We start from the raw sequence: 22,133 nt of genomic DNA, 5'->3' as shown, positions 1-22,133 counted from the left end.
GGCCGCCACGTAAGCTCGGCGGCGCACCGGTGATCTTTCGAGGGGGCAGGCGATGGCGACGGGACCGACGCACGCCATGAGCGGGCTCGTCGGTTGGGCGGCGGTGACCGCCCTGGCCGGCAGTCACACCATCGGGCAGCTGTCGGCCAAGACGTGGGTGGTGGGGGCGACGCTGGCCACCGGCGCGGCGCTGTTGCCCGACATCGATCACCCGAAATCCACCGTGGCCCGCACCTTCGGCGGGATGTCGCGCGGGGTCTCGGCGGCGATGAGCGGCCTCAGCGGCTTCATGTACCGGCTGACCCGCACCAAGCACGACAGCGACCGCGAGGGCACGCACCGGGGGTTCACTCACACCGTCGTGTTCGCCCTGCTCGCGGGCGTGACCACCACGGCCGTCGTGCAGAGCAGCGACGGTGCCGCGCTCGGCGTGCTGATGTTCGTCTTCGCCGGGCTGACCGTGCGGGGCCTGATGCACAACTGGAGCCCGCGCAGCGACGCGCTGCTGATCGCGGCGGTCTCGCTCGTGCTCACGATCGTGTGCTGGGCGTGGGCGGGCGACCAGCCGCACCAGGCCGCGGCCTTCGGAGTGGCCGTGATGACCGGCTGCGTGATGCACTTCGTCGGCGACGCCATCACCGAGCAGGGGTGTCCGATGCTGTGGCCGATACCACTGGGCGGTAAGACGTGGTTTCCGGTCGCGCCACCGAAGGCACTGCGCATGAAGACCGGCGGCAGGGTGGAGCTGGTGCTGCTCGGGCCGACCCTGACGGTGATCGCGGTCGTGCTCTCGGCCGTGGTGCTCTACCGCGTCGGCGCCGTACCGTGGCTGGACCGGGCGGGTCTGCCGCCCGAGGTCATGGCCTGGATCGACCTGCGCTGATTCCGGTCCGTGAAATCTCACGAAACGCCCGCGGTCAGGACGTGAAGCGTTATTCTGATCATGTCCGGCGTCGCCGTGGTGCCGGCCGTAAAACCGGAGGAACGATGCGACTCCACAAGCGAATCGTGGCAACATCCCTGGCCCTGCCCCTGCTGGCCGGCCTCCCCGCGTGCGGCGTGGCGCAGGAGGCCCAGCAGGGCGTCCAAGATGCTCAGCAGGGCGTACGACAGGCACAGCAGGGCCTCCAGGCGGCGCAGGCCTGCGGCAAGGCACTGCAGCTGGCGAAATTCATGCCGAACTGGCAGGACCCGGCCCAGGCCAGGGCCGACGCGGCGGCCAAGGCCGAGGAGATCGGACGAGTGGCCGAGCGGACCGCCGACCAGGCCCTCAAGCAGCACCTGAGGGGGCTGCAGGATTCCGTCTCCCGGGTCGCCTCCGGCGAGATCACGCCGCAGAACAGCGCCGAGTGGACACAGACCAAGCTGGACAAGGCAGCCAAGATCGCCTCCGTCTGCGGCCGCATCACCGGCTGAGAGCTCTCGCAGAGCACGACCTCGCACCTCGACCGCTGTGCAAGGTGATGCGGGTCACCTAGGCTGGTGACGAGCCCTCCACGTACGCGGAATCGGAGGTGAGGGGCATGAAGGCCACCATCGGAGATCAGCTGCACATGCACAGTCGCACCGTCGAGGAATCCGACCGCACCGGGGTGATCCTGGAGGTGCGCGGCCAGGACGGGGCACCGCCCTACCTCGTCCGTTTCCACGACGGGCACGAACGCCTGGTCTTCCCCGGCCCGGACAGCGAGGTGGAACTTCCCCAGCAGCGGTGACCCGCGTCACCGACTGAGACGGGGCCGCTGGGGCCGCACCACGGCACGCTGCCTAAGGTGTACGGCGGCGCGGCGATCTCCTCGCCGCCTGCCGGGCATTCGCGAAGGAGGCGGTGACGTGGTGCGAAGCGACCAACCCACGAGGGTCGCCACCGACCTGTCCAGCCTGCTCGGCGGTGTCACCGAGACGGACCACGCCACGGTGACGCTGCCTCCGGGTGAGATTCTTTCCGAGCAGTCCACGCGTGCGGGTTGGACGGCCGACTCGGCACGGCTGTGCTGGCTCAGTGACGAGCCGCCCTCCGCGCAGTTGTTGGCCTCGCTGCGCGCCGACCACCGGCGCAGCGGGCTGTGGCCGCTGTTGTTGTGCGACGACACCGAGGTCTACGGGGAGCGTTGCACGGTCGGCGTCATCGCCCCGGAACCGCGCGAGCACGTCGACAGGTGGCGGGCCGAGCAGGTGATGGCCAGGATCTGGGAGGGGCTGTGTCAGGCCGACTCGGACCTCGGCCCCTCCTACGACCCCGACGGCCTGCATCCGTTCGACCACCGCTGTCCCGGCCCGGCCCCGGCCGGGGCCCCGTTGGCCGATCCGGACATCCTGGCCAACCAGCAGGCACCGCGCCTGCTGGACCACGAGACCCGGCTGGCGATGGTCCCCGTGGCCCGGGGAGCCGACGTCCTCACGGTGCTCGGTTGGTCCGGCGCCTCCAACCACGTCTCCCGCAACGCCGGTCTCTCGGCCATGCTGCGCAGCTGGGAGGAGCGCTTCGGCGTCCGTGTGCTGCGACTCGGCCCGGACCGGCTGGATCTCAGCGTCGCCGCGCCCCCGCAGCGGGAGGAGCACGCCGTCGCCGTCGCCGCCGAGCACTGGACCTTCAGCCCGGATCGAGTGATGCAGGAGTCCGGCAGCCTCGCCGCCCACGCACGCGAGATCCGGGGCCGCCGCACCTGGTCCTTCTGGTGGGAGTGAGAGGGTGCGCGGATCGGCGAGCGTCCGTCCTGCCGTAGGTGGTGCGATTTTCCCTAAAGTTGTGGCACAACTTTAGGGAAAATCGTCACGCCCCCGGCACGGGCCGGTGAGAGGGCCCACGGATCGCCTACCGGGGCGCCGCGCGGCGACCGTCGAGTTCCTCCGCGGGCACGGGCGTCTCCCCGACCAGTGCGGTGGCGAAGTACTTGTCCAGGCCGGGTAGACCGGCGAGCTTGAACGCGATCCGGCGTGCCCACAACCGCGCGGTCGAAGGCGGCAGGAACCACTTGGCCCCGTTGCGCCCGACCCGCTGTTTCTCGGTGGCCACCGGCTGCCACAGCCGCTGGTACTCGGTGAGCGCGTCCTCGACGGAATCCGCCGTGGCCAGTTGCTCGCCGAGCACGTAGGCACCCGCGATCGCGAGCGAGGCCCCCTGCCCGGCCAGCAGCGAGACCGCCTGGCAGGCGTCCCCGAGCAGGACCACCCGCCCACGGCTCCACCGCGGAACCTCGACCTGGGCGACCTGGTCGTAGTAGATCTCGGACGACTCCGGACAGGCCGCCAGCGCACGAGGAGCCATCCACCCCAGTGTCGAATGCTCCGCGCGCACGGCTTCCCGCGCGTCGTCCGGCAGCGTGGGATCGGAGCTGCGGTGTACCGCGAAGACCGCCACCCTGCCGTCGCGCAGGCCGTAGAAGCCCAGCTGCCGATCCACGGTGTCGGTCAGGCAGAAGCGATTGCCCAGCGACTCGTACACCTCGGGATCGTCGAAGGTGTAGGCGGCGGTGTGGAAACCGAGGTAGCGGAAGTACCGCTGCTCGGGGCCGAAGACCCGCTCGCGCACGGTCGAGTGGATGCCGTCGGCGCCGACCAGCACATCGGCGTCGATGACCGTCCCGTCGTCGAGGGCGACACGAACGCCGTCGGTGTCGTCGTCGATCCGCGCGATGGTGCTGCCGAAGCGCAGGTCGACATCGTCGTCGACCTGTTCGCGCAGTGCCCGTTCCAGGTCGGGACGCATGATGCTCAGCAGTCGGCCGTCGACGGCCCGCTGGAGGCTGGCGTAGTCCATCCCCGCCCGCCTGCGACCGGAGTCGTCCAGGTAGCTCAGGCCGTCGACCCGGTAGCCGAGCTCGGCGACGCGGGGCAGCACTCCCATCCGTTCGGCGGCGTCGTAGCCGGGCCCGAAAAAGTCGATCATGTATCCCTGGGGGCGCGGGCCGGGAGCCTTCTCGACGACGACGACGTCCCAGTCCAGGGTCCTCAGACGCTGGGCGAGGGCCAGCCCCGCGATACCGGCACCGCAGATCACGGCCTTCATCGGTGCTCCTCTCCTTCGATGTCCGGACCGAGGATCCTGCGCAGGACCGGGGCGACGGCTGACGAGGTCAGCGCCGGGTTCAGCGGCCGGTGCAGCAGCACCCCGTCGACGGCCGCGGCCAGCACGGACGCGGTCTCGACCGGACTCCCCTGCCCGTGCTCCCCGAGCCACCGGGCCAGGCCGTCGCGGAACTCGGCGAGCAGTCCGGCGAGCTCACCGCGCAGTTCCTCGTCCCGGGCCGAGACGAGGTAGGCCTCGGTGAACATCAGCGAAGCGGGATCGTCCCCGCTGTAGGCGTCGAGTGATTCGAGCATCATCCCGATCCCGTCGGCCGGGGTCCCCGCACGCTCGAACTCGGGGATCGCGGCCCCGAGGGTCCGGCGCATCTCACCCACGGCGGCCTCGCGCAGCACCGCTTGCAAGGACGAGAAGTGGTAGTGGACCAGACCGGGTGCCACACCCGCGCGCTCGGCCAGGGCGCGCGTGCTGACCGCGTTCCAACCCAGTTCCGGCACGAGTTCGAGTGCCGCGTTCAACAGCTTGCGCCGTACTTCCCGTCCTCGCTCCGACGCCGTCACCATCGGCCACCTCTTTCAGGTCACTCGCCCTGTACATTCGACCTGGTCAATCGATTTGGGCGATTGCCCAAACGGTAGCATCGTGCGCAACCCCTGGCAGTGCTTCTCTTCGGGGAACGCGCCGAGGCGGAGAGGAGTGACTTCCTCGCGCGGTCACGGTTCGAGGTGGGAGATCCGGCGTGTCGAGCGCATCCGGAGCAGCGCGGCCGGAGCGTAACCGAGTCGCCTCAGCGGGCAGGCGGGCGGCGAAGCAGCAACCGCACGTGTTCGCGCGGCTCACCTCGGACACCGCCGCGGCCCTACATGTCCAGCGGACCGCCCTTGATCGTCAGCGCCACGGCCACGATCAGCAGTCCCAGCACGCCGTAGAGCACGATGTCCACGACGCGGCTGCGGATGGCCAGCAGTCCCGCCTGCTTGGTGGACAGGGTCGCGCGCAGCCCGGCCGCGAGCAGCAGCGCACAGCCCAGCAAGGTCGATCCGTCCCGCCAGTGCTGCGTGGCCACGCGCAGGAAGCCGATCAGCACGACCAGGCCGACCAGGCCGAAGGCCAGATACACCGAGAGCCTCGACCCGCCCCCGAAACGGTCCGTCATCGCCCAACCCCTTCGCACTCGTGCCTCGGCGTGGGTGCGGCGGTTCCGGGCGAAACCGCCGCCACCTCCGGTCAGGTGAAGCGGCGCTCGGCGGCCTCGACGACGTTGGTCAACAGCATCGCCCGGGTCATCGGGCCGACACCGCCCGGATTCGGCGAGAGCAGGCCGGCGACCTCGGCGACGTCGGGGTGCACGTCCCCCGAGGGGCCCGAGTCCGTGCGGGTCACACCGACGTCCAGCACGGCGGCACCGGGCTTGATCATCTCCGGCGTGATCAGACCGGGCTTGCCCGCCGCGGCCACCACGACGTCGGCGCGACTCACCTCGTCGGGCAGGTCCTTGGTCCCGGTGTGGCACAGCGTCACCGTGGCGTTCTCGCTGCGCCGGGTCAGCAACAGGCCGAGCGGGCGACCGACGGTGATACCGCGGCCGACCACGGCGACCTTGGCTCCGTTGAGCTCGACGCCGTAGCGACGCAGCAGCTCCACGATGCCGCGCGGAGTGCACGGCAGCGGAGCGGGCTCCCCCAGGACGAGGCGGCCGAGGCTGACCGGGTTCAACCCGTCGGCGTCCTTGCTCGGGTCCACCCTTCCCAGCACGGCACCGGTGTCCAGCTGCTCGGGAATCGGAAGCTGCACGATGTAGCCGTCGCAGGCGGGATCGGCGTTGAGCTCGTCGATGACGGCTTCCAGCTCGGCCTGACCGACGTCGGCGGGCAGATCCCTGCGGATCGAGGTGATCCCGGCCTTCGCGCAGTCGTTGTGCTTGCCCCGGACGTAGGAGTGCGAGGCCGGATCGTCGCCGACCAGGACGGTCCCCAGGCCCGGCGTGTGGCCCTGCTCGGCGAGCCGGGCCACCCGTGGCCGCAACTCGTCGTAGATCGCGTCCTTGGTGGCCTTACCATCGAGAATCGTCGCGCTCACAATCGGTCATCCTGGCAGATCGCGCGCACGAGCGCCCTGCCCGGTCGGCCATGCGGCGATCGCGGCGGCCACCAACGTCAGTCCGATCCCCACCACCGTGGAGACATCCACCCGCGTACCCGGGGTCGGAACGACCAGGTCCAGGATCAGCGCACCGATGAGCTGCCCGGCCACCATGCCCATGCTCAGCAGCAGCACCCCGGTGTAGCGCACGAGTACGACCGTGCCACCGATGACGAAAATGCCCAGCACACCACCGAGGTACAGCCACGGTTGCGCGGGCAGGGGTTCCGGCAGCCCGCGCACCGCGAACCCGACGAGCAGCGCCACCGCCAGCGAGCACGTGCCGGTGGCGAAGTTGAGCGTCGACGCCGACACCGCGGAGTCCGCCGTCTGCCGGACCCTGCCGTTGACCGCCTGCTGCCAGGAAACGCCGGCACCGGCCAGTACCGGCAGCACCACCAGCCAGTTCGCCCGTGAACCGTCGAGCTGCGCCGACACCGCGATCACCACCGCCACGACGGCCAGCACGGCACCGAGCATCCGCGTGGGGGTCACGCGCCGAGCACCTCCCGGTCCGATCCCGAACCGGTCGACGACCAGCCCACTGGTCACCTGCCCGGCGACGACCGCCACCGTGAACAGCGCGACCCCGAGCACGCCGACGACGATTCCCTGGGTGAACACGAGAAACCCGCCACACACTCCGCCGAGGCAGTGCCAGGGCCGCAGTCCGGACCCCGAGCGCAACGTGCTCGCCAGCCTGCGGAAACCCCGCCGGGCACGCGGAACCAGCGCGGTGCCCACCACCAGCAGGCTCAACCCCACGCCGAACGAGATCACCGCCGCCGCGAGAGCGTCCGACAGCCGCGCTCCCAGCATTCCGTTGATCTGCGACTGCACCGCGAGAACGAACCCCACCGCCGCGGCGCCCAGCACTCCGACTCCCCTCCGAGCGGAAGTCGTGCCGGCAGCGGGGGCGTCCGTGGAGGTTCGAGTACTCACCCGCGAACCGTATCCACCGCGACCGAAACGCCGAGCAGCACTGTGACGTGTGACAATCCTCCGTGACGAAAGACTCCCGAGGACCACGAGCCCACGAAAAGCTCGAGCAGCTCCCGTACCCTGCCCCGGAGACACGGACCGGCGTGGCAACCACACGAGAACTCGGGTATCGAGTAACGTTTTCGTGGGGTGGAGTCGGTGTGCCCGGTCGAGAGGGGGAGGATGACACCCATGTCGCGTCCGACAGCGATCAGCCCGGAAGAGCAGGAGCAGATAGCCCGCAGGATCGGTGTCCTGGTGCTCCAGGGGGCTCCCGAGGACTGGCAACAGATCACGGTGGAGTACCGAGCCACCGGTGAGTACCACGACCTGCTGGGCGAGACCGTCCGACAGGACGACAGCACCCAGACGTGGAAACCCTCCGAGGAACTCCGCACGATCTTCGAGCAGCTCCGGGAGGGAATGTACCGCCAGGACGTGGGCACCTGGATCAGCGCGCTCTACACCGTCGAACGGCCGTCGAGCTACCGCATCGACATCAACTTCGACGCGGAGCCGCAGTGGCAACAACCGTTGCCCCGAGCGGCCTATGTGGACGAACTGCGTCGCTACCCGCGCTCCGACGAGAACATCCCCGGCTGGATGCGGGAGAAACTGGAGGGAGCGGCCCAACCCGCCCCGTCCCAGGACGAGCCCCCGCAAGCCGAACCGCAGTCGTTCACCGCACCGGAGCCCGCCTCCGCGGATTCGGAGACCGACCACCGGCGGTTCCGTACCGCCAGGCTCTTCGACGACTCCGACGAGCAGGGCCGCCCGCTGGTCGTGACCCGTGCGCCCATCGCTCCGGAGGACGTCGCCGCGCTGCGTCAGTACCTGGAGAACGCTCCGATCGTGCTGGCCTCGCGCGACAACGAGCACGACCTCCTCGACCCCGAGTCGACGGCCGTCGTCCCCGCCACGTGGCACACCGACGGTGTTTGGCTGTGGCAGGGCGCGGTGGCCTACTACCTGGCTCAGTACGGTGTTCCGCCGGACCCCGAGCTCGTCGAGCACATTCGCGCCACGCGTTTCACGCTCACCGACGTCGACGACCGGACGCGCGACGCCGCCGCGAACGTGTTGTTCGAGCAGCAGGACCACGGCGAGCAAGACCGTGACGAGCAAGCAGCGGTCGAGAACACCGCCGAGCAGTCGCCCCGCGTCCCGGACGATCTCCCCGCGCCTCCGCACCCCGAGATGGCCCGACAGGAATCGTTCACCGCGGAACCGTTCACACCGGAACCGGAGAACACCACCGTGAACGGGAGCGCCCAGTCCGGCGCCCATCACGTCGACGAGGTCGACGACGGCCGCGTCGACGAGGTCGCCGAAGTCGACGACGAACCGGAGGACCTCGGCATCGAGACCCACTCCGCCGACTCCGTCCCGCCCGAGCAGGCGCCGGTCACGGAGTTCGGTTCCGAATCGCGGCACAGCCTTCTCGAGGAGTCCCAACCTTCCGAGCCGGTCACCGCGACCGGGGACGAGGTCGACTCGGACGCCGTCTTCCACCGGCTGCACGACCAGCTCGGCGCTCACGCGGTGGACACCGACAGCTACCGGGTGGGCAGTCGTGCTCGTGACGCCTGGTGCCTGGTGGCCGAGGGCTCGGACTGGGTCGTGGCCGCCCCCGAGGGCTCCTCCGAACTGCGCTTCGACCGTCCGGACCAGGCTGCGGCGTACCTGCTCGGCAGCCTGCTGATGACGGCGCCGGAACCCGCGGCCGCCACCACCGACGAACCGCTGATCACCGGGATCGGCGACACCATCGAGGACACCGAGCGGGCCGACACGGCCGAGCAGGCCGAGCTCCCCGATCCGGTCGAGGAAGACGAACAGGTCGAGGAAGAAGCCGAACTCCCGACCTGGCAGCCCGTCGAACCGGAACCCTCCGCCGAAGCCTCCCGCGGCCCCGCCGAGCAGCCGGGCGGGCATCCGTTGTTCACGGCTCACCAGGAACCCCAGGAAGCCGACTCGGAGCCTCCCGAGGAACTCGCACGTCCCAGCGCCGAGCCGGGCCCCGCGCTGAGTCCTCCGACTGCGAACGAGGAGCCGACGCGGGCTCCGGAACCACCGCCCGCTCAGCCCACTCCCCAACCTCCGGCTCCTCCGGCGGGCCCACCGTCGTCTCCCACCGGCCAGCCGGCGCAGGGTCCCCGTCCGGGCGAGCCCGTTCCCGGTGGCCCCGCGGCGGGACAACCGCCGCTGCCCAAGCGCCAACCGCGGGCGGACCAGTCCGGCTCTCCCCAACCCGGCGTGCCCCAGCCATCCGAGCAACAACCGGCTTCGCGCCCCGTGAACGGACAACCACCGGGACCTGCGCCCGGCGCGGCGGGACCGCCGCCACGGCAGGGTGCCGGGCCGGCTCCGGCACCGAACGGACTGCCGCAGCGTCCACCCCAGGCGGAGCCTCCGCGTCCTCCCGGGCAGCCGCCCCAGGCAGGCCCGCCGAACCAGGCTCCGCCCCAGGGACCGGCAGCCCAAGCACCAGCCGCCCAGGGGCCGGAACAGCCGATCCAGCCGATGCAGGGCGAGCCACCGCTGACGTTGTACCGGGACCGTCGCAGCGTGGTGCTGCAGCCCGGCACCGAGTTGGACCGCTTCGGCGAACCGCACGGCAACGTGACCTACGCGGCCCGCACCCCCTACACCCAGCGTTCGCTCCCACCCCAGTGGGCCGGCCGCAGTTACCTGGCCTACCGCGTCCAACGGCCGGTCCAGGTCCTGCGGGGCACCGCTGTGCCGTGGTTCGAACAGGCCGGCGGTGGTACGGCCTACGTGCTGCCCGGCACCGTCAGCGATCTGATCGCCGACGGCACGCTGATCGCCCTGTCCGGCGTCGACGCACCGGCACGCCCTCCGATGGAATGATCCCCAGTCGCCCCCGGTGAGCCCGCCGGCCCACCGGGGGCGGTTCAGGGAACGACCACGACCGGCCGCACGGCTTCGACGACCAGCGTCGCGGGCACGGTGCCCAACAGGCCACCGCGGCGACGCGAGCGGCCGACGACGATGAGATCCGCCCGGTACTGCTCGGAAACCTGCTCCAGCCCCACGGCGGGATCCCCGCGGTGGTGCACGAAATCCCAGTCGATGTCGACCCACCGCAGGTGCGAGACGACTTCCTTCTTGAGCTCCTCCACCAGGCTTTCGGCCGCCTCACTTGCCACGGCCACCCCCATCGGCGACCAGTAGGCGACCCCGCCGACCGCCTCGACGTAAACGAGTACCAGCCGCGCGCGCTCGCGCCGCGCCAGTCCGCCCGCCCATGCCGCGGCGTGGAAACTGGCCGGGCTGCCGTCCATCCCGACGACGATGCCGCTCAGTCCGTCCTTGCCGATCTCGAAAACCGGTGGTCTGCTCTCGCCTTCTTCGGCCACGCGCCGAATGGTAATGGCCGTGGCATCGGGACTCGGACGGATGCGACATACTTGCAACGTGGTTATCCCGCATCCGCCGACCGACCTCGAACGCACGGTGCTGAAGTCCGTGGACGTGACCGGCATCCTGAACGATCTCCGCGAGCTCGTGGCCATCCCCAGCGTCGGGGGCACCTCCGGAGAACAGCAGGCACAACAGTGGTGTGCCGACCGGATGGAGGCGTTGGGGGCGCGGGTGGACCACTGGCGCATCGACGTCGACGAGCTCGCCGCCCAGGATGACTTTCCCGGCCAGGAGGTGGAGCGTGACACCGCTCACGGGTGCGTCGGAGTCCTCGGAGCGGACGGTGAACCGGCCCTGGCGCTGTGCGGGCACACCGACGTGGTGCCACCGGGCGACCTCGATCGGTGGCCGGACCGTGACCCCTACAGCCTGCGGGTGGCCGGCGGTGTCGCCTCCGGCCGCGGCACGTGCGACATGAAGGGCGGAGTGGCGGCCGTGTTCGGCGCGCTGGAGGCACTGCGCGCGTGCGAGGTCCGGCTGCGCCATCCACTGGCCGTGCACGCCGTCCCGGCCGAGGAGGACGGCGGAATCGGCGCGTTCGCGACGCTGCGGCGCGGGCACCGGGCGCAAGCCTGCGTACTGGCCGAGCCGAGTTCGGGAACCGTCGTGGCCGCCAACGGCGGATCGCTGACCTTCCGGCTGGAGGTGCCGGGCCACGGCACTCACGGCGCCACGCGGACTCGCGGAGTCGACGCGGGGGAGAAACTGGCCGCGCTGCTACCGGTGCTGCGGGAACTGGAAAGCAGCCGGAACACCGACCCGGATCCGCTGATGAAGCACCTGGACGTGCCGTACCCGCTGTCGATCGGGATGGTCCGAGCGGGCGACTGGGCGAGCACGGTCCCCGATCTGGCGGTGGCCGAGGGTCGCTACGGTGTCCGCCTCGGCGAGGACGTGGCCGCGGCCAAGGCCGAGTTCACCGAGGTCGTCGCGCGGGCGTGCGCGGCGGATCCCTGGCTGGCGGAGCACCCGGTGCGGGTCAGTTGGCCCGGTGGCACGTTCGCCAGTGGACAGTTGCCCGCCGGGCATCCGCTGCTCGACCAGACGCGGGACGCCGCCGAGGCGGCCGGAGCACCGCGACCGGAGGCGCTGGGAGCTCCGTACGGTACGGACCTGCGCCACTACGCCGCCGCCGGAGTCCCGACGCTGCAGTACGGACCGGGGGATGTTCGCCACGCCCACGCCCACGACGAGCACGTCGAGGTGGCCGACCTCGAACAGGCCGCCCGCACCTACGCCCTCCTGGCCATGCGCCGCTGCGGCGTGGTCGAGTGAGAGAACGTGGTCCTTTCGGGTCGCCGCGGTGACCCGAAAGGACCACGGGAGAAGTCAGCCGCCGTAATCGCAGAGACCGTTGCACACGTAGAGCCCAAACGTCCCGCAGCCGTCGTTGAAAGAACAGTTGCTCGACTTGTACTGGCAGTAATGCCTGTCGGGGCAGTACTCGTCCTCGTTGGTGCACTCACAGGCCGGAGCTCCGGAAGCGGAGCGGTATTCCGGGGGGCCGATCGTGGCCAGCAGCGCCCCCGCTCCCGCCTTCCCGAAGGATCCGACGGCGGACTCCTTCAGCTGTGCGAGCGCCCGATCCGGCCGATTTCCCGACTCGAAGTGCGTGGGGTTCGCGGCGATCGCTTTCGCCGCGTCGACGACCTTGACCTGTTCGGTGGAAAGGTCGGGGTGCGCGGCGCGGTAACGGTCGAGGTGCTCGATCCAGATCCCGCTCTTGGACACCGGGGAGAGCTCACTGTAGATCGCACGCCGATACACCATCGGGTAGGCGGTGATCTCGTCGTAGGTCGTCGGCAGCCTCCCCTTGTTCGCCTCGACCCAGTCCCGCGCGGCCGCGCAACCGCGTTCGGCGAAGGCCGGTGTTCTGCCCGTGAACACGATGCCGGCCGCCACGGCGGCACCACCGGCGAGTCGCAGGAAACGCGCCCGACCGATCGAGGCCGGCTCCAGCGGGTACCCGTTCACCTGCCGGCGCAGCTGCCCCAGTGACCTCAGCACCTGCGCCGTCGAACGCGCTCCCAACCGGCGCACGAGCGGAAGACCCATCGACGCTCCGGTCCAGACACGCACGCTCTCGTCCCGAACTCTCAACAGGGTCGGCTCCCAGCGAGCCCGATCCCCCAACACCCGCTCGCGCCATTGCCGCACCTCGGAATGCGTCAACGGCAACACCTCGAGCTTTCCCGCACAAGCCTGGGCGACAACGTCGGAGAGCTCTCGGCACGTTCCGCACGAAGCGTCGAAAGCAAGTACCCAGCGTTCCGCTGCACCGTTCATTTTCATCCCTTCGCCAAGTAGGGCCAACCACACGGGGAAGCCCCTGGTAAACCGACGCCATCAGGATGCTTCAGCGGGAACGGAAAAAGCAGTGATACACCCGGAAACCACACTTTCGAGCACACCCCGCACTCGATCAGTGCAATAGAGCGACAACTACGCGTAATTCACCGATTCGGGCGCTCGGCGGCGGAGAGCGCCGACATCAGCACGGGATTCCATCCTCCCCTTCCGGCTCGGAACTTCTCGGGACACGGTCGTCGAAACCACCGCCGTGCTGCCGCGCCGCGGGCTCGGCCACGGCAGCACGGTGGCGCTCCGCTCCGCCGGCGGTCCCGTCCCGCAACAGGACCGCCCCCGGATGCCTCGGAACCGGGCGACCACGAACACCCCGACGCCGTGGTCACCCGCCCGCCCGTGGCACCCGTGCGGACGTACTACGGACCTCGTCGTGCCTGCACCCGAACCGACGGGGTCCGCCGGAGTGGCCAACCCCCGACGCCGGCCACTCCGTGTTCGAACCTCAGTTCGAACATCATCAGTAAATCGCCTCCGACCCCCACCGTCAAGCGCTGAACCCGATCGAGTGAACATCCCGCGTGGACATCCCGCGGTGATCGCGTCGCCTTGGCAGCATCACGGGCGGTGTAACTGCCACGACGACGCGTTCACCTCTCCGGGAGGCGTGAATGTCGGCCATCGCGGGTCACCGGCACCCGCTCGGGGCGATGGCGGCCAAAGCCGGTACTGCTGTACGTGTCCGCCGTGGTCGGACTACGGCCGGGCAAGAGGCGGGCCCTCGCCGAGCTGCCCCCGTTCGACTTCGTCGTCGCGGTGGCGATCGGCGCGATCGTCGGCCGGGTGCCGAACGCGAACACCACCTCCTGGGTGGAGGGAGCGGTGACCCTGGCCGCCCTGGTCGCCGCGCACCGGGCCGTCGAGCGCATCAGGTCTCGCGTTCCCCTGGTGTGGCGGCTCACCGAGCACCCGGCTCGGGTGCTGGTGGCTCGCGGACAGCTCTGCGACCGGGAACTGCGCGCGGCGGGCATCCGTGACGACGACCTGTTCCGGTTGCTCCGCCAGCGCGGCGCGGTCGACCTCGGCGAGGTCGACCGCGTCATCCTGGAGTCCAACGGCGGAGTGCCCGTGATCAGGCGCGGCACCGGGGAGCAGCGGGGAGGACCGGCCCGGCGAGTGCTCCCCACGGGATGACCGCGCGGCCGGTGCGCGGAGGAGCTCCGGCACTCGCACCGCCGGAACGCCTCCGCACACCCGCTGGGAAAACCCCGGTCAGTGAGCGAAGTGCCGGGTACCGGTGTGGTAGAGGGAGATCCCCGCCGCCTCGGCTGCCGCGATGACCTCGCCGTCGCGGACCGAACCGCCCGGCTGCACGACCGCGCGCACGCCCGCGTCCAACAACACCTGCAATCCGTCGGCGAAGGGGAAGAACGCGTCGGAGGCGGCGACCGCACCCCGGGCCCGGTCACCGGAGCGGGAGACCGCCAGGCGCGCCGAGTCCACGCGGTTGACCTGCCCCATGCCGACCCCGACCGTGGCGCCGTCGTCGGCGAGCAGGATCGCGTTGGACTTCACCGCGCGGCAGGTCCGCCAGGCGAACTCCAGATCGCGCAGCGTCGCGTCGTCCGCCGGCGAACCCGCCGCCAGCGTCCACTCCGCCACGTCGTCGCCCGTGGCGTCGATGGCGTCGGAACCCTGCACGAGCAGGCCACCCGAGATCGCCCGCATCTCCACGCGACCGGGCCGGGGAGGCTGCGCGGTCAGGATGCGCACGTTCTTCTTCCGCATCAGCACGTCCACCGCGCCCTCCGCGTAGCCGGGAGCCACGACGACCTCGGTGAACACCTCCGCGATCTGCTCGGCCATCGCCACCGAAACCTCGCGGTTGGCGGCGATCACGCCGCCGAAGGCGCTCACAGGGTCGCACTCGTGAGCCTTGCGGTGCGCCACGGCGATGTCCTGCTCCTGGTCCGAGACCGCGATCCCGCAGGGGTTGGCGTGCTTGATGACGGCCACGCACGGATTGGCGTGGTCGTGCGCGGAACGCCATGCCGCGTCGGCGTCCACGTAGTTGTTGTAGGACATCTCCTTGCCGTGCACCTGCGCCGCCGCGGCGAGTCCGCTGGCTTCCCCACCGGAGACGTACAGCGCGGCGGGCTGGTGCGGGTTCTCGCCGTAGCGCAGCGCCGAACGACGCTGCCAGGTCCGACCCATCCAGCTGGGGAAGGTCTCGTCGGCCGGAGCCGTCCGGCGACTCATCCACTCGGCCACCGCGACGTCGTAGGAGGCCGTGTGGCGGAACGCCTCGGCCGCCAGTTCGGTGCGCTCCTCCTGCGTGAAGCCACCCCGGCGAACCTGCTCCAGCACCCACTCGTAGCGGACCGGGTCGACCACGACCCCCACGTTGGAGTGGTTCTTGGCCGCCGCCCGCACCATCGCCGGGCCACCGATGTCGATGTTCTCGACGATCTCCTCCGCGCCCGCGCCGGACTCCACCGTCCGCACGAAGGGGTACAGGTTGACCACCAGCAGGTCGAACGACGCGATGTCGAGGTTTTCCAGCTGCTCGACGTGCTCCTCGCGTCGGGTGTCGGCCAGCAGGCCCGCGTGCACCCGCGGGTGCAGCGTCTTGACCCGGCCGTCGAGCGCCTCCGGAAAACCGGTGACCTCATCCACCGACGTGACGGGCACCCCGGCGTCCGAAATGGTCCTCGCGGTGCCGCCCGTGGAGACGATCTCCACTCCGGCGGCGTGCAGGCCGGTGGCGAACTCCAGCAGCCCCGCCTTGTCCGACACGCCGATCAGCACACGGCGAACCGGCCGCCTGTCCTGCGAGTTCGTGGTCACGCCGATACTCACCTTTCGTCCCCGCACGGTCCACCCGTGCCGCGCCAGATCTTGGAGGGTTTCCACCAGTAGTCGCCGCTCGACGGCCTTGATCCGTTCGTGCAGGCCGTGCTCGTCGTCGTCGGAGCGCACCTCGACCGCCCGCTGAGCCAGGATCGGCCCGGTGTCGACTCCGGCGTCCACGACGAACAGGGTGCACCCGGTGACCCGGACGCCGTAGTCCAGCGCGTCCCGAACCCCGTGCATACCGGGAAACGACGGCAGCAGGGCGGGATGGCTGTTGAGGTAGCGTCCGGAGAAGCGAGCCAGGAAACGCTCGCCGACGAGCTTCATGAAGCCGGCCGAGACCACCAGGTCGGGCTCGTAGGCCGCACAGGACTCGGCGAGCGCGCCGTCCCACTCTTCCCTGCTGGCGTAGTCACCCAGCCGGTGAGCGAACGTCGGCACCCCTTCGTTCTCGGCGTGCGTGAGGCCCTCGACGCCTTCCCGGTCGGCCCCCACGGCGACCACGCGGACGGGGTAGTCCGGATCCTTCGTCGCCTCCAGCAGCGCCCGCATGAGACTGCCGGTCCCGGAAACCAGCACGACGACCCGCGCCGGCTCGCGAGGCCGGATCTCCCGAGTCGATTCCTGCTCGTGGGTACTCGACGTGGAGGTGTTCAGCGTGACTCCCGGATACGGGTGGAAACGATGCCACATCGCAGGCTAAGCGCCGGCGGTGTGGAGCCGGCCACCAGGTCCCACCCGAGTGGGCCAGCACTCACCGGCGGCTCAGTACTCGCGCGGGGAGTTGCTGGGGTGCGGCATGTGCTGGGTGCCCTGCGGGCCGCCCTGCGGCCCCTGCTGGGGCGGCTGGCCGTACTGGCCGGGAGCGGCGAAACCGCCGGATTGGGGGTTCCAGCCGCCGGGCTGCTGGGGCGGTTGGCCGTACTGGGGCTGCCCGCCGGACTGCGGGTCCCAACCACCGGGCTGCGGCTGCCCCGGGAACGGCTGACCGTACTGGGGTGGTTGGCCGTACTGGGGTGGTTGACCGTACTGGCCGGGCTGGGGCTGCCCGCCGGACTGCGGGTCCCAACCACCGGGCTGCGGCTGCCCCTGCGGGGGCTGGCCGAACGAGCCGGGTTGAGCGGGCTGACCGAACGGCGCCGGCGGGGCGGGCTTGGGCGCGGGAGCGGTGATGATCCCGGCGTCGAGCAGCAGCACACCGACCACGGCACCGAGTTGCAGCACCGCCACGATCAACACCACGATGAGTACGGCGCTCGGGCTACCGGCTCCGGAGGAGCCACCGATGACCGCCTGCAGCAGCGCGAGCGTCGCGTAACCGCTGAGCGGGGCGGCCGCCGGCAACGTGTCGGGCATCTTCGGCAGTACCGCCATGCCCGCCAGGATGGCCGTACCGATCAGCGCCAGCCCCGTCACGCCCATGAGCATGTTCGACGTCTGGCCGTCGAAGAAGCCCAGCAGGTAGGTGATCAGGCCGAGTCCCGCGGCCGCGAGTTTGAGCAGGTACTTCAGGTACGGCCCACCGGCCGACTGTCCCGATTGCTGTGGCGCCGGTTGCGGCGCCGGATACGGCGCGGACATGGGATGGGTTTCCTCCTGAGCTGGAGTCACGACACGCGAGTGCTGCCCTGACAAGGGACACGCCACGACGCTACCGAATCGTTGCCGTGGGACCACAGGAGACCTGTGGCGCCGGCAGGCACCGATTTCGCACGCGGCCGACACGAACGTCCGGGTGGGACGGTGACTTCCCGCGAAATCACCGCTCCACCCGGACGTTGCGACCGATGTGGTCCGGTGTTGCTCAGCCGTTGAACACGGAGCGCATGAGCCCCGCGGTGGCACTGGGAGTCTTGCCGACCCGCACCCCGGCGGCCTCCAGAGCTTCCTTCTTGGCGTCGGCGGTACCGGAGGAACCGGACACGATCGCGCCCGCGTGTCCCATGGTCTTGCCCTCCGGGGCGGTGAAACCGGCCACATAGCCCACGACCGGCTTGGTGATGTGGGACTTGATGTACTCGGCCGCCCGCTCCTCGGCGTCACCACCGATCTCGCCGATCATCACGATCGCCTCGGTCTCCGGGTCGTCCTCGAACGCCTGGAGCGCGTCGATGTGGGTGGTGCCGATGATCGGGTCGCCACCGATGCCCACGCAGGTGGAGAAGCCGATGTCACGCAGCTCGTACATCATCTGGTACGTCAGCGTGCCGGACTTGGAGACCAGGCCGATCTTGCCACCGGAGGTGATGTCGGCCGGGATGATGCCCGCGTTGGACTTGCCGGGCGAGATGACGCCGGGGCAGTTCGGACCGACGATGCGGGTCTTGTTGCCCGTGGCGGTGGCGTGCGACCAGAAGTACGCCGCGTCGTGCACCGGAATGCCCTCGGTGATCAGCACGGCCAGCGGGATCTCGGCGTCGACGGCCTCGATCACGGCGTCCTTGGCGAACTTCGGCGGCACGAACAGCACCGAGACGTCGGCGCCGGTCTCCTTCATCGCCTCGGCGACGCTGCCGAACACCGACAGCTGCTGGCCCTCGATCTCCACCGTCTGCCCGGCCTTGCGGGCGTTGACGCCACCGACGATGTTCGTGCCGGAACGCAGCATCCGAGCAGTGTGCTTGGTGCCCTCCGAGCCGGTGATGCCCTGGACGATGACCTTGCTGTTCTCGTTGAGGAAAATAGCCATCGCTTACGCCCCCGCAGCCAGTTCGGCGGCCTTGTCGGCCGCGCCGTCCATGGTTTCCACCAGCGTGACCAGCGGGTGGTTGGCCTCGGCCAGGATCCGCCTGCCCTCTTCGACGTTGTTGCCGTCGAGCCGGACCACCAGTGGCTTGGTGGCCTCGTCACCGAGGATCCGCAGTGCCTGGACGATGCCGCTGGCCACCGCGTCGCAGGCGGTGATTCCGCCGAAGACGTTGACGAACACGGACTTGACGTCGGGGTCACCGAGGATGACGTCCAGACCGGCCGACATCACCTCGGCGGAGGCTCCGCCACCGATGTCCAGGAAGTTCGCCGGCTTGACGCCCTGGTGGTCGGCACCGGCGTAGGCCACGACGTCCAACGTGGACATGACCAGGCCCGCACCGTTGCCGATGATGCCGACCTGACCGTCGAGCTTGACGTAGTTGAGGTCCTTGGCCTTGGCCTTGGCCTCCAGCGGGTCCTGGGCGGCCTCGTCGACCAGCTCGGCGTGAGCCGGGTGGCGGAAGTCGGCGTTGCCGTCGAGGGTGACCTTGCTGTCCAGCGCGAGAACCTTGCCCTGCGGGTCCTTGACCAGCGGGTTGATCTCGAACAGCGTCGCGTCCTCGGCGACGAAGGCTTCCCAGAGCTGCTTGATGATGGGCACGAGCTGATCGGTGAGCTCGGCGGGGAGCTTGCCGCCCTCGACGATCTCGCGAGCCGTGGCGTCGTCCACGCCCCTGATCGGGTCGATGGGCACGCGCGCCAGCGCCTCGGGCTTGGTCGCCGCGACCTCCTCGATCTCCATTCCGCCCTCGACCGATGCCATCGCCAGGAAGTTGCGGTTGGCGCGGTCGAGCAAAAAGGAGAGGTAGTACTCGTCGGCGATGTCGGACGCGACGGTGACCAGCACCTGTCTCGTGATGTGACCCTTGATGTTCAGCCCGAGGATTCCCTCGGCCTTGGACTGGGCTTCGTCGGGGTCCTCGGCCAGCTTCACGCCGCCGGCCTTACCCCGTCCTCCGGCTTTCACCTGGGCCTTGACGACCACTGGGCCGCCGAGCTCCTCGGCGACCGCCTTGGCCCCGTTCGGATCCGTTGCCACGGAACCCGGCAATGTCGGTATTCCGTGGGAGGCGAAGAGCTCCTTCGCCTGGTACTCGTAGAGGTCCACTCGACTCTCCTGCGACGTCGGTGTCGGACGTCAGTGACCATATCGACCTGCGATGACGCTTGGGGCGGCGCACCCGGTGAACTCACTCACCCGAAACCGCCGATCACGACGTGGTGAATCGATCCAGCGAACCGGTTCCGCCCGCTGGACGTGTCCACGCGGGCCCGGAAAGTGACGAGAAAGACAGTTCGCCGCCACACCACCGGTTGTCCGGCGGTCGTCCGGACGCGCTACGCGTCCGACGCGGGCTCGTCCCGGCGAAGCACCACACCGATCGCGGCCCCGAGCAACACCACGCAGCCCAGACCGAACCACAGGCCCGTCCCAGGAACGGGGTCCGCCACGCGGCCGGCGGTCAACGGCAGCTCCAGCACTCGCAGCAGCACCACCGCGGCCGCCCCGGACAACAATGCCACCACCCGGCGAGGCCGGCACACCGGAGCCAGCCCCACGGCACCGAGCACGGCCGCGAGCGCGGCCACCAACCCCCACGACGTCGTGCTGAAATCGGTGAACACCCCAGGTGGCGTGTACCCCGGCGCCCGCATCACCGGCAGGCTGAACGCGCCGAGCGCCAGCAGCGCCGCCAACACAGCGGGGACGATCAGGTCACGGCGTGCCGATCGCTCGGTGAGGTCGACCTCGTCGCGCTCCACACCCCCGGCCACGGCCGCGACCGATCCGGCCAGGGCGGCGGGCAGGACGGCCAGGCCGGACGCCCAGGCTCCGAAACCGACCTCGGCGCCGGTGGCCTGCGTAGTGGCGAGCACGGTCTCCAACGTGGGCGCGCTCGCCAACGGCACGAGCACCCAGCCGACCGCGAGCGCCGGACGAACCCGCTCCGCCAGCCGGGGATGGCACAACCCGGCACCGAGCAGGATCAGCACCGCCCCGGCCGGGGCCGACATGCGCGCCGAGTACGGCGTCACATCGGGCGCTCCGGCGGGCATGTGCAGCTGTGGCAGCAGTGCACCGCCCGCGGCCAACAGACCGGCCAGCGTGGACAACAGGGCGGCGCTCAGCAGCAGGCCGCGCAGCGAGGGCAACCGCACTTCACCGAGCCGTTCGCGGGTGTTGCCGCGTCCGGCGGGGACGGCCAGCAATCCCAGCAACACGGCTCCGACCGTGCCGACCACCGCGCCCCAGCTCGGCGACAGGTCCCGCACCAGCAGAGCCGCCGACAACGGCGGCACGCTCACTCCGGCCGTCGCGAAGGCCAGCCCCAGCAAACCTCCGCGGGCGAAAGCCGGGGCAGCCAGGTCGACCAGGAAACCACTCGCGACGGGCAGCGCCACCGCCAGCAACAGGCATCCCGACAGCACCGGCAGCGGTGCCTCCACAGCGGACTTCGGGACCAGGTACGGATCGTCGGAGGCGAAGGACTTCACGAGGAAACCGGCGGCGGTCGGGATCGTGACGAGCAGCACGGCTGTCAGCAACCCCGGTCGGCGCGTTGCTCCCGCGCTGACGCGACCGGCGGACGCCGAGTGATCGCCACCGACGGCACCGAAGGCGAGCACTCCGGCGAGCACGGTGACCACGTGCCCGGCCAGCAGCAGCCAGACGCCGACCGACGGCGTCAGCGCGGTCAGCGTGCGCGGCAGGAGCAGGGCGGGACGTGCGGCCAGTCCCGCGTCGACCACGAGCTGCACGTCCACTACCAGCCTGCCCACAGCCAGCGCGGCGGGACCGACGAGCAGCGCAGCCGCCGAGACGGGGCGTTGTGCCCGCGCGAACGCGGCGGCCGACAGTGGCGGCAACGCGGCCAGCACCAGCAGGAGCGGCCAGGAGGTGAAAACGGGTGGCGCTGCCGGTCGTACCAGGCCGAACAGGACAGCGAGTCCCGTCAGCAGCGCACCGATGCCCGCCAGGGTCACCGCGACGCCCAGCCGATTGCTCGCCACGCCCTCCGACGCGTCCGAACGAGACCCGATCGACTCGGTCGGCTCGGCAGGCACGTCACCGGGCGGATTGTCGGACCGCACACTCACCGCGCCGACGCTAGCAGTGCGGACACCACTGCTCCGCCGACGAGTCCCGCTCACGAAGCGTGGACACCGAGCGCAACCCCGGGTCCGAGAATTTCCGCCGGACGGGTAATGGCGCCGTGGCCAGGACGCGGAGTCCGTCCCTCCGGGAGGGACGCGGAGGACGACGCCCGAACTTCGTCACGATGTGACACCCCCGAACGGAGTAACCACAAAGGGCGACAAAAACCCACTTTGTCGGTGATTTACGTCACTCATTGCGACGGCAAGCACCCAGCGTCGCGGCGCGCTTCTCCCCAAAAGAGTGATTGTGGTGGACAAACAAACCAGCAGGTAGTAGCACTGTGCAACACCGAAGCGGTTCACGGGAACACCTTCCGTGAGCAATGCTGTTCCCACGCGTCCGCACCCGCTCACGGCCCCGGTGTGCCCACCCGGGATTTGCCCCTAAGGGTGCGAGATGATTATCTTCCTCCGGTCCGTTGTCACGGTCCGATCACGAATGAAGACATGCGCCGGTTACCCCGACCGGCCC

19 protein-coding genes and 1 pseudogene are annotated in these 22,133 nt (G+C 70.2%); 7 read left to right on the top strand and 13 right to left on the bottom strand.

Annotated features, from left to right (window positions below; all coding sequences use genetic code 11):
• Positions 1–52 precede the first annotated feature (52 nt).
• The 4 genes from FHX42_RS00360 (at position 53) to FHX42_RS00345 (ending at position 2,688) form a co-directional block, all read left to right on the top strand.
• A complete protein-coding gene (locus FHX42_RS00360; RefSeq protein WP_182542097.1) occupies positions 53–883 on the top strand; it encodes a metal-dependent hydrolase in 831 nt (276 codons plus the stop codon).
• A gap of 104 nt (positions 884–987) precedes the next feature.
• Complete coding sequence (locus FHX42_RS00355; protein WP_182542096.1) at positions 988–1,416, top strand: hypothetical protein; 429 nt, start codon at positions 988–990, stop codon at positions 1,414–1,416.
• Between the two features lie 107 nt (positions 1,417–1,523).
• Positions 1,524–1,715, top strand: coding sequence for a DUF1918 domain-containing protein (locus tag FHX42_RS00350; RefSeq protein WP_182542095.1), 192 nt, complete (start codon positions 1,524–1,526; stop codon positions 1,713–1,715).
• 118 nt (positions 1,716–1,833) lie between these two features.
• Entirely contained in the window at positions 1,834–2,688 is an 855-nt protein-coding gene (locus FHX42_RS00345; RefSeq protein WP_328795812.1) for a DUF4253 domain-containing protein, read from the top strand.
• 127 nt (positions 2,689–2,815) lie between these two features.
• On the opposite strand, the gene FHX42_RS00340 is transcribed toward FHX42_RS00345, so the two are convergent.
• The 5 genes from FHX42_RS00340 to FHX42_RS26135 all read right to left on the bottom strand — a co-directional run bounded on the left by FHX42_RS00340 (position 2,816) and on the right by FHX42_RS26135 (position 7,111).
• Positions 2,816–4,009 carry an FAD-dependent monooxygenase gene (locus FHX42_RS00340; protein WP_182542094.1) on the bottom strand — a complete coding sequence of 398 codons (1,194 nt, stop codon included), beginning with the start codon at positions 4,007–4,009 and terminating at the stop codon, positions 2,816–2,818.
• On the bottom strand, positions 4,006–4,590 hold the full coding sequence (locus FHX42_RS00335; protein ID WP_182542093.1) for a TetR/AcrR family transcriptional regulator: 585 nt from the start codon (positions 4,588–4,590) through the stop codon (positions 4,006–4,008). Before FHX42_RS00335 ends, FHX42_RS00340 begins: the two co-directional genes overlap by 4 nt.
• Positions 4,591–4,886: 296 nt before the next feature.
• Positions 4,887–5,183: a DUF3017 domain-containing protein gene (locus FHX42_RS00330; RefSeq protein ID WP_182542092.1), complete on the bottom strand. Its 297-nt coding sequence runs from the start codon at positions 5,181–5,183 to the stop codon at positions 4,887–4,889.
• Positions 5,184–5,254: 71 nt separating this feature from the next.
• Positions 5,255–6,106: a bifunctional methylenetetrahydrofolate dehydrogenase/methenyltetrahydrofolate cyclohydrolase gene (locus FHX42_RS00325; protein WP_182542091.1), complete on the bottom strand. Its 852-nt coding sequence runs from the start codon at positions 6,104–6,106 to the stop codon at positions 5,255–5,257.
• 6 nt (positions 6,107–6,112) lie between these two features.
• The gene (locus tag FHX42_RS26135; protein WP_182542090.1) at positions 6,113–7,111 is read right to left on the bottom strand and encodes a DMT family transporter; all 999 of its coding nucleotides are present in this window, start codon (positions 7,109–7,111) and stop codon (positions 6,113–6,115) included.
• A gap of 231 nt (positions 7,112–7,342) precedes the next feature.
• Between FHX42_RS26135 and FHX42_RS26130 the strand changes: the two genes are divergently transcribed.
• Positions 7,343–10,021 (top strand): glycohydrolase toxin TNT-related protein, encoded by a 2,679-nt coding sequence (locus FHX42_RS26130; RefSeq protein ID WP_182542089.1) that lies wholly within the window; start codon positions 7,343–7,345, stop codon positions 10,019–10,021.
• Positions 10,022–10,065: 44 nt separating this feature from the next.
• On the opposite strand, the gene FHX42_RS00310 is transcribed toward FHX42_RS26130, so the two are convergent.
• Positions 10,066–10,530, bottom strand: a complete 465-nt coding sequence (locus FHX42_RS00310; protein WP_220479400.1) for a universal stress protein — start codon at positions 10,528–10,530, stop codon at positions 10,066–10,068.
• 58 nt (positions 10,531–10,588) lie between these two features.
• On the opposite strand from FHX42_RS00310, the gene FHX42_RS00305 reads away from it, so the two are divergent.
• Positions 10,589–11,869 (top strand): ArgE/DapE family deacylase, encoded by a 1,281-nt coding sequence (locus tag FHX42_RS00305; protein ID WP_328795811.1) that lies wholly within the window; start codon positions 10,589–10,591, stop codon positions 11,867–11,869.
• A 54-nt stretch (positions 11,870–11,923) separates the two neighbouring features.
• On the opposite strand, the gene FHX42_RS00300 is transcribed toward FHX42_RS00305, so the two are convergent.
• Positions 11,924–12,766: a bacteriocin fulvocin C-related protein gene (locus tag FHX42_RS00300; protein ID WP_182542087.1), complete on the bottom strand. Its 843-nt coding sequence runs from the start codon at positions 12,764–12,766 to the stop codon at positions 11,924–11,926.
• 870 nt (positions 12,767–13,636) lie between these two features.
• On the opposite strand from FHX42_RS00300, the gene FHX42_RS27215 reads away from it, so the two are divergent.
• Entirely contained in the window at positions 13,637–14,092 is a 456-nt protein-coding gene (locus FHX42_RS27215) for a DUF421 domain-containing protein (RefSeq protein ID WP_182542086.1), read from the top strand.
• Between the two features lie 78 nt (positions 14,093–14,170).
• On the opposite strand, the gene purH is transcribed toward FHX42_RS27215, so the two are convergent.
• From purH to FHX42_RS00270, 6 genes and pseudogenes are all read right to left on the bottom strand, one after another.
• Complete coding sequence (gene purH, locus FHX42_RS00290) at positions 14,171–15,745, bottom strand: bifunctional phosphoribosylaminoimidazolecarboxamide formyltransferase/IMP cyclohydrolase (protein ID WP_328795949.1); 1,575 nt, start codon at positions 15,743–15,745, stop codon at positions 14,171–14,173.
• Between the two features lie 3 nt (positions 15,746–15,748).
• A pseudogene (purN, locus tag FHX42_RS26120) lies at positions 15,749–16,444 on the bottom strand (phosphoribosylglycinamide formyltransferase); the annotation flags it as partial.
• Positions 16,445–16,516: 72 nt separating this feature from the next.
• Entirely contained in the window at positions 16,517–17,332 is an 816-nt protein-coding gene (locus FHX42_RS00285; RefSeq protein ID WP_182542084.1) for a DUF5336 domain-containing protein, read from the bottom strand.
• 223 nt (positions 17,333–17,555) lie between these two features.
• Positions 17,556–18,440, bottom strand: coding sequence for a succinate--CoA ligase subunit alpha (gene sucD / locus FHX42_RS00280; RefSeq protein WP_182542083.1), 885 nt, complete (start codon positions 18,438–18,440; stop codon positions 17,556–17,558).
• Positions 18,441–18,443: 3 nt separating this feature from the next.
• Complete coding sequence (gene sucC, locus FHX42_RS00275; protein ID WP_182542082.1) at positions 18,444–19,610, bottom strand: ADP-forming succinate--CoA ligase subunit beta; 1,167 nt, start codon at positions 19,608–19,610, stop codon at positions 18,444–18,446.
• Positions 19,611–19,840: 230 nt separating this feature from the next.
• Positions 19,841–21,601 carry a hypothetical protein gene (locus tag FHX42_RS00270; protein ID WP_182542081.1) on the bottom strand — a complete coding sequence of 587 codons (1,761 nt, stop codon included), beginning with the start codon at positions 21,599–21,601 and terminating at the stop codon, positions 19,841–19,843.
• Positions 21,602–22,133 lie beyond the last annotated feature (532 nt).

Origin of the sequence: Halosaccharopolyspora lacisalsi (assembly GCF_014137975.1) — a bacterium.
In the GTDB taxonomy this organism is placed as follows: domain Bacteria; phylum Actinomycetota; class Actinomycetes; order Mycobacteriales; family Pseudonocardiaceae; genus Halosaccharopolyspora; species Halosaccharopolyspora lacisalsi.
Note: the sequence above shows the minus strand (reverse complement) of the source record. Positions and strands in the feature narration are given on the sequence as shown.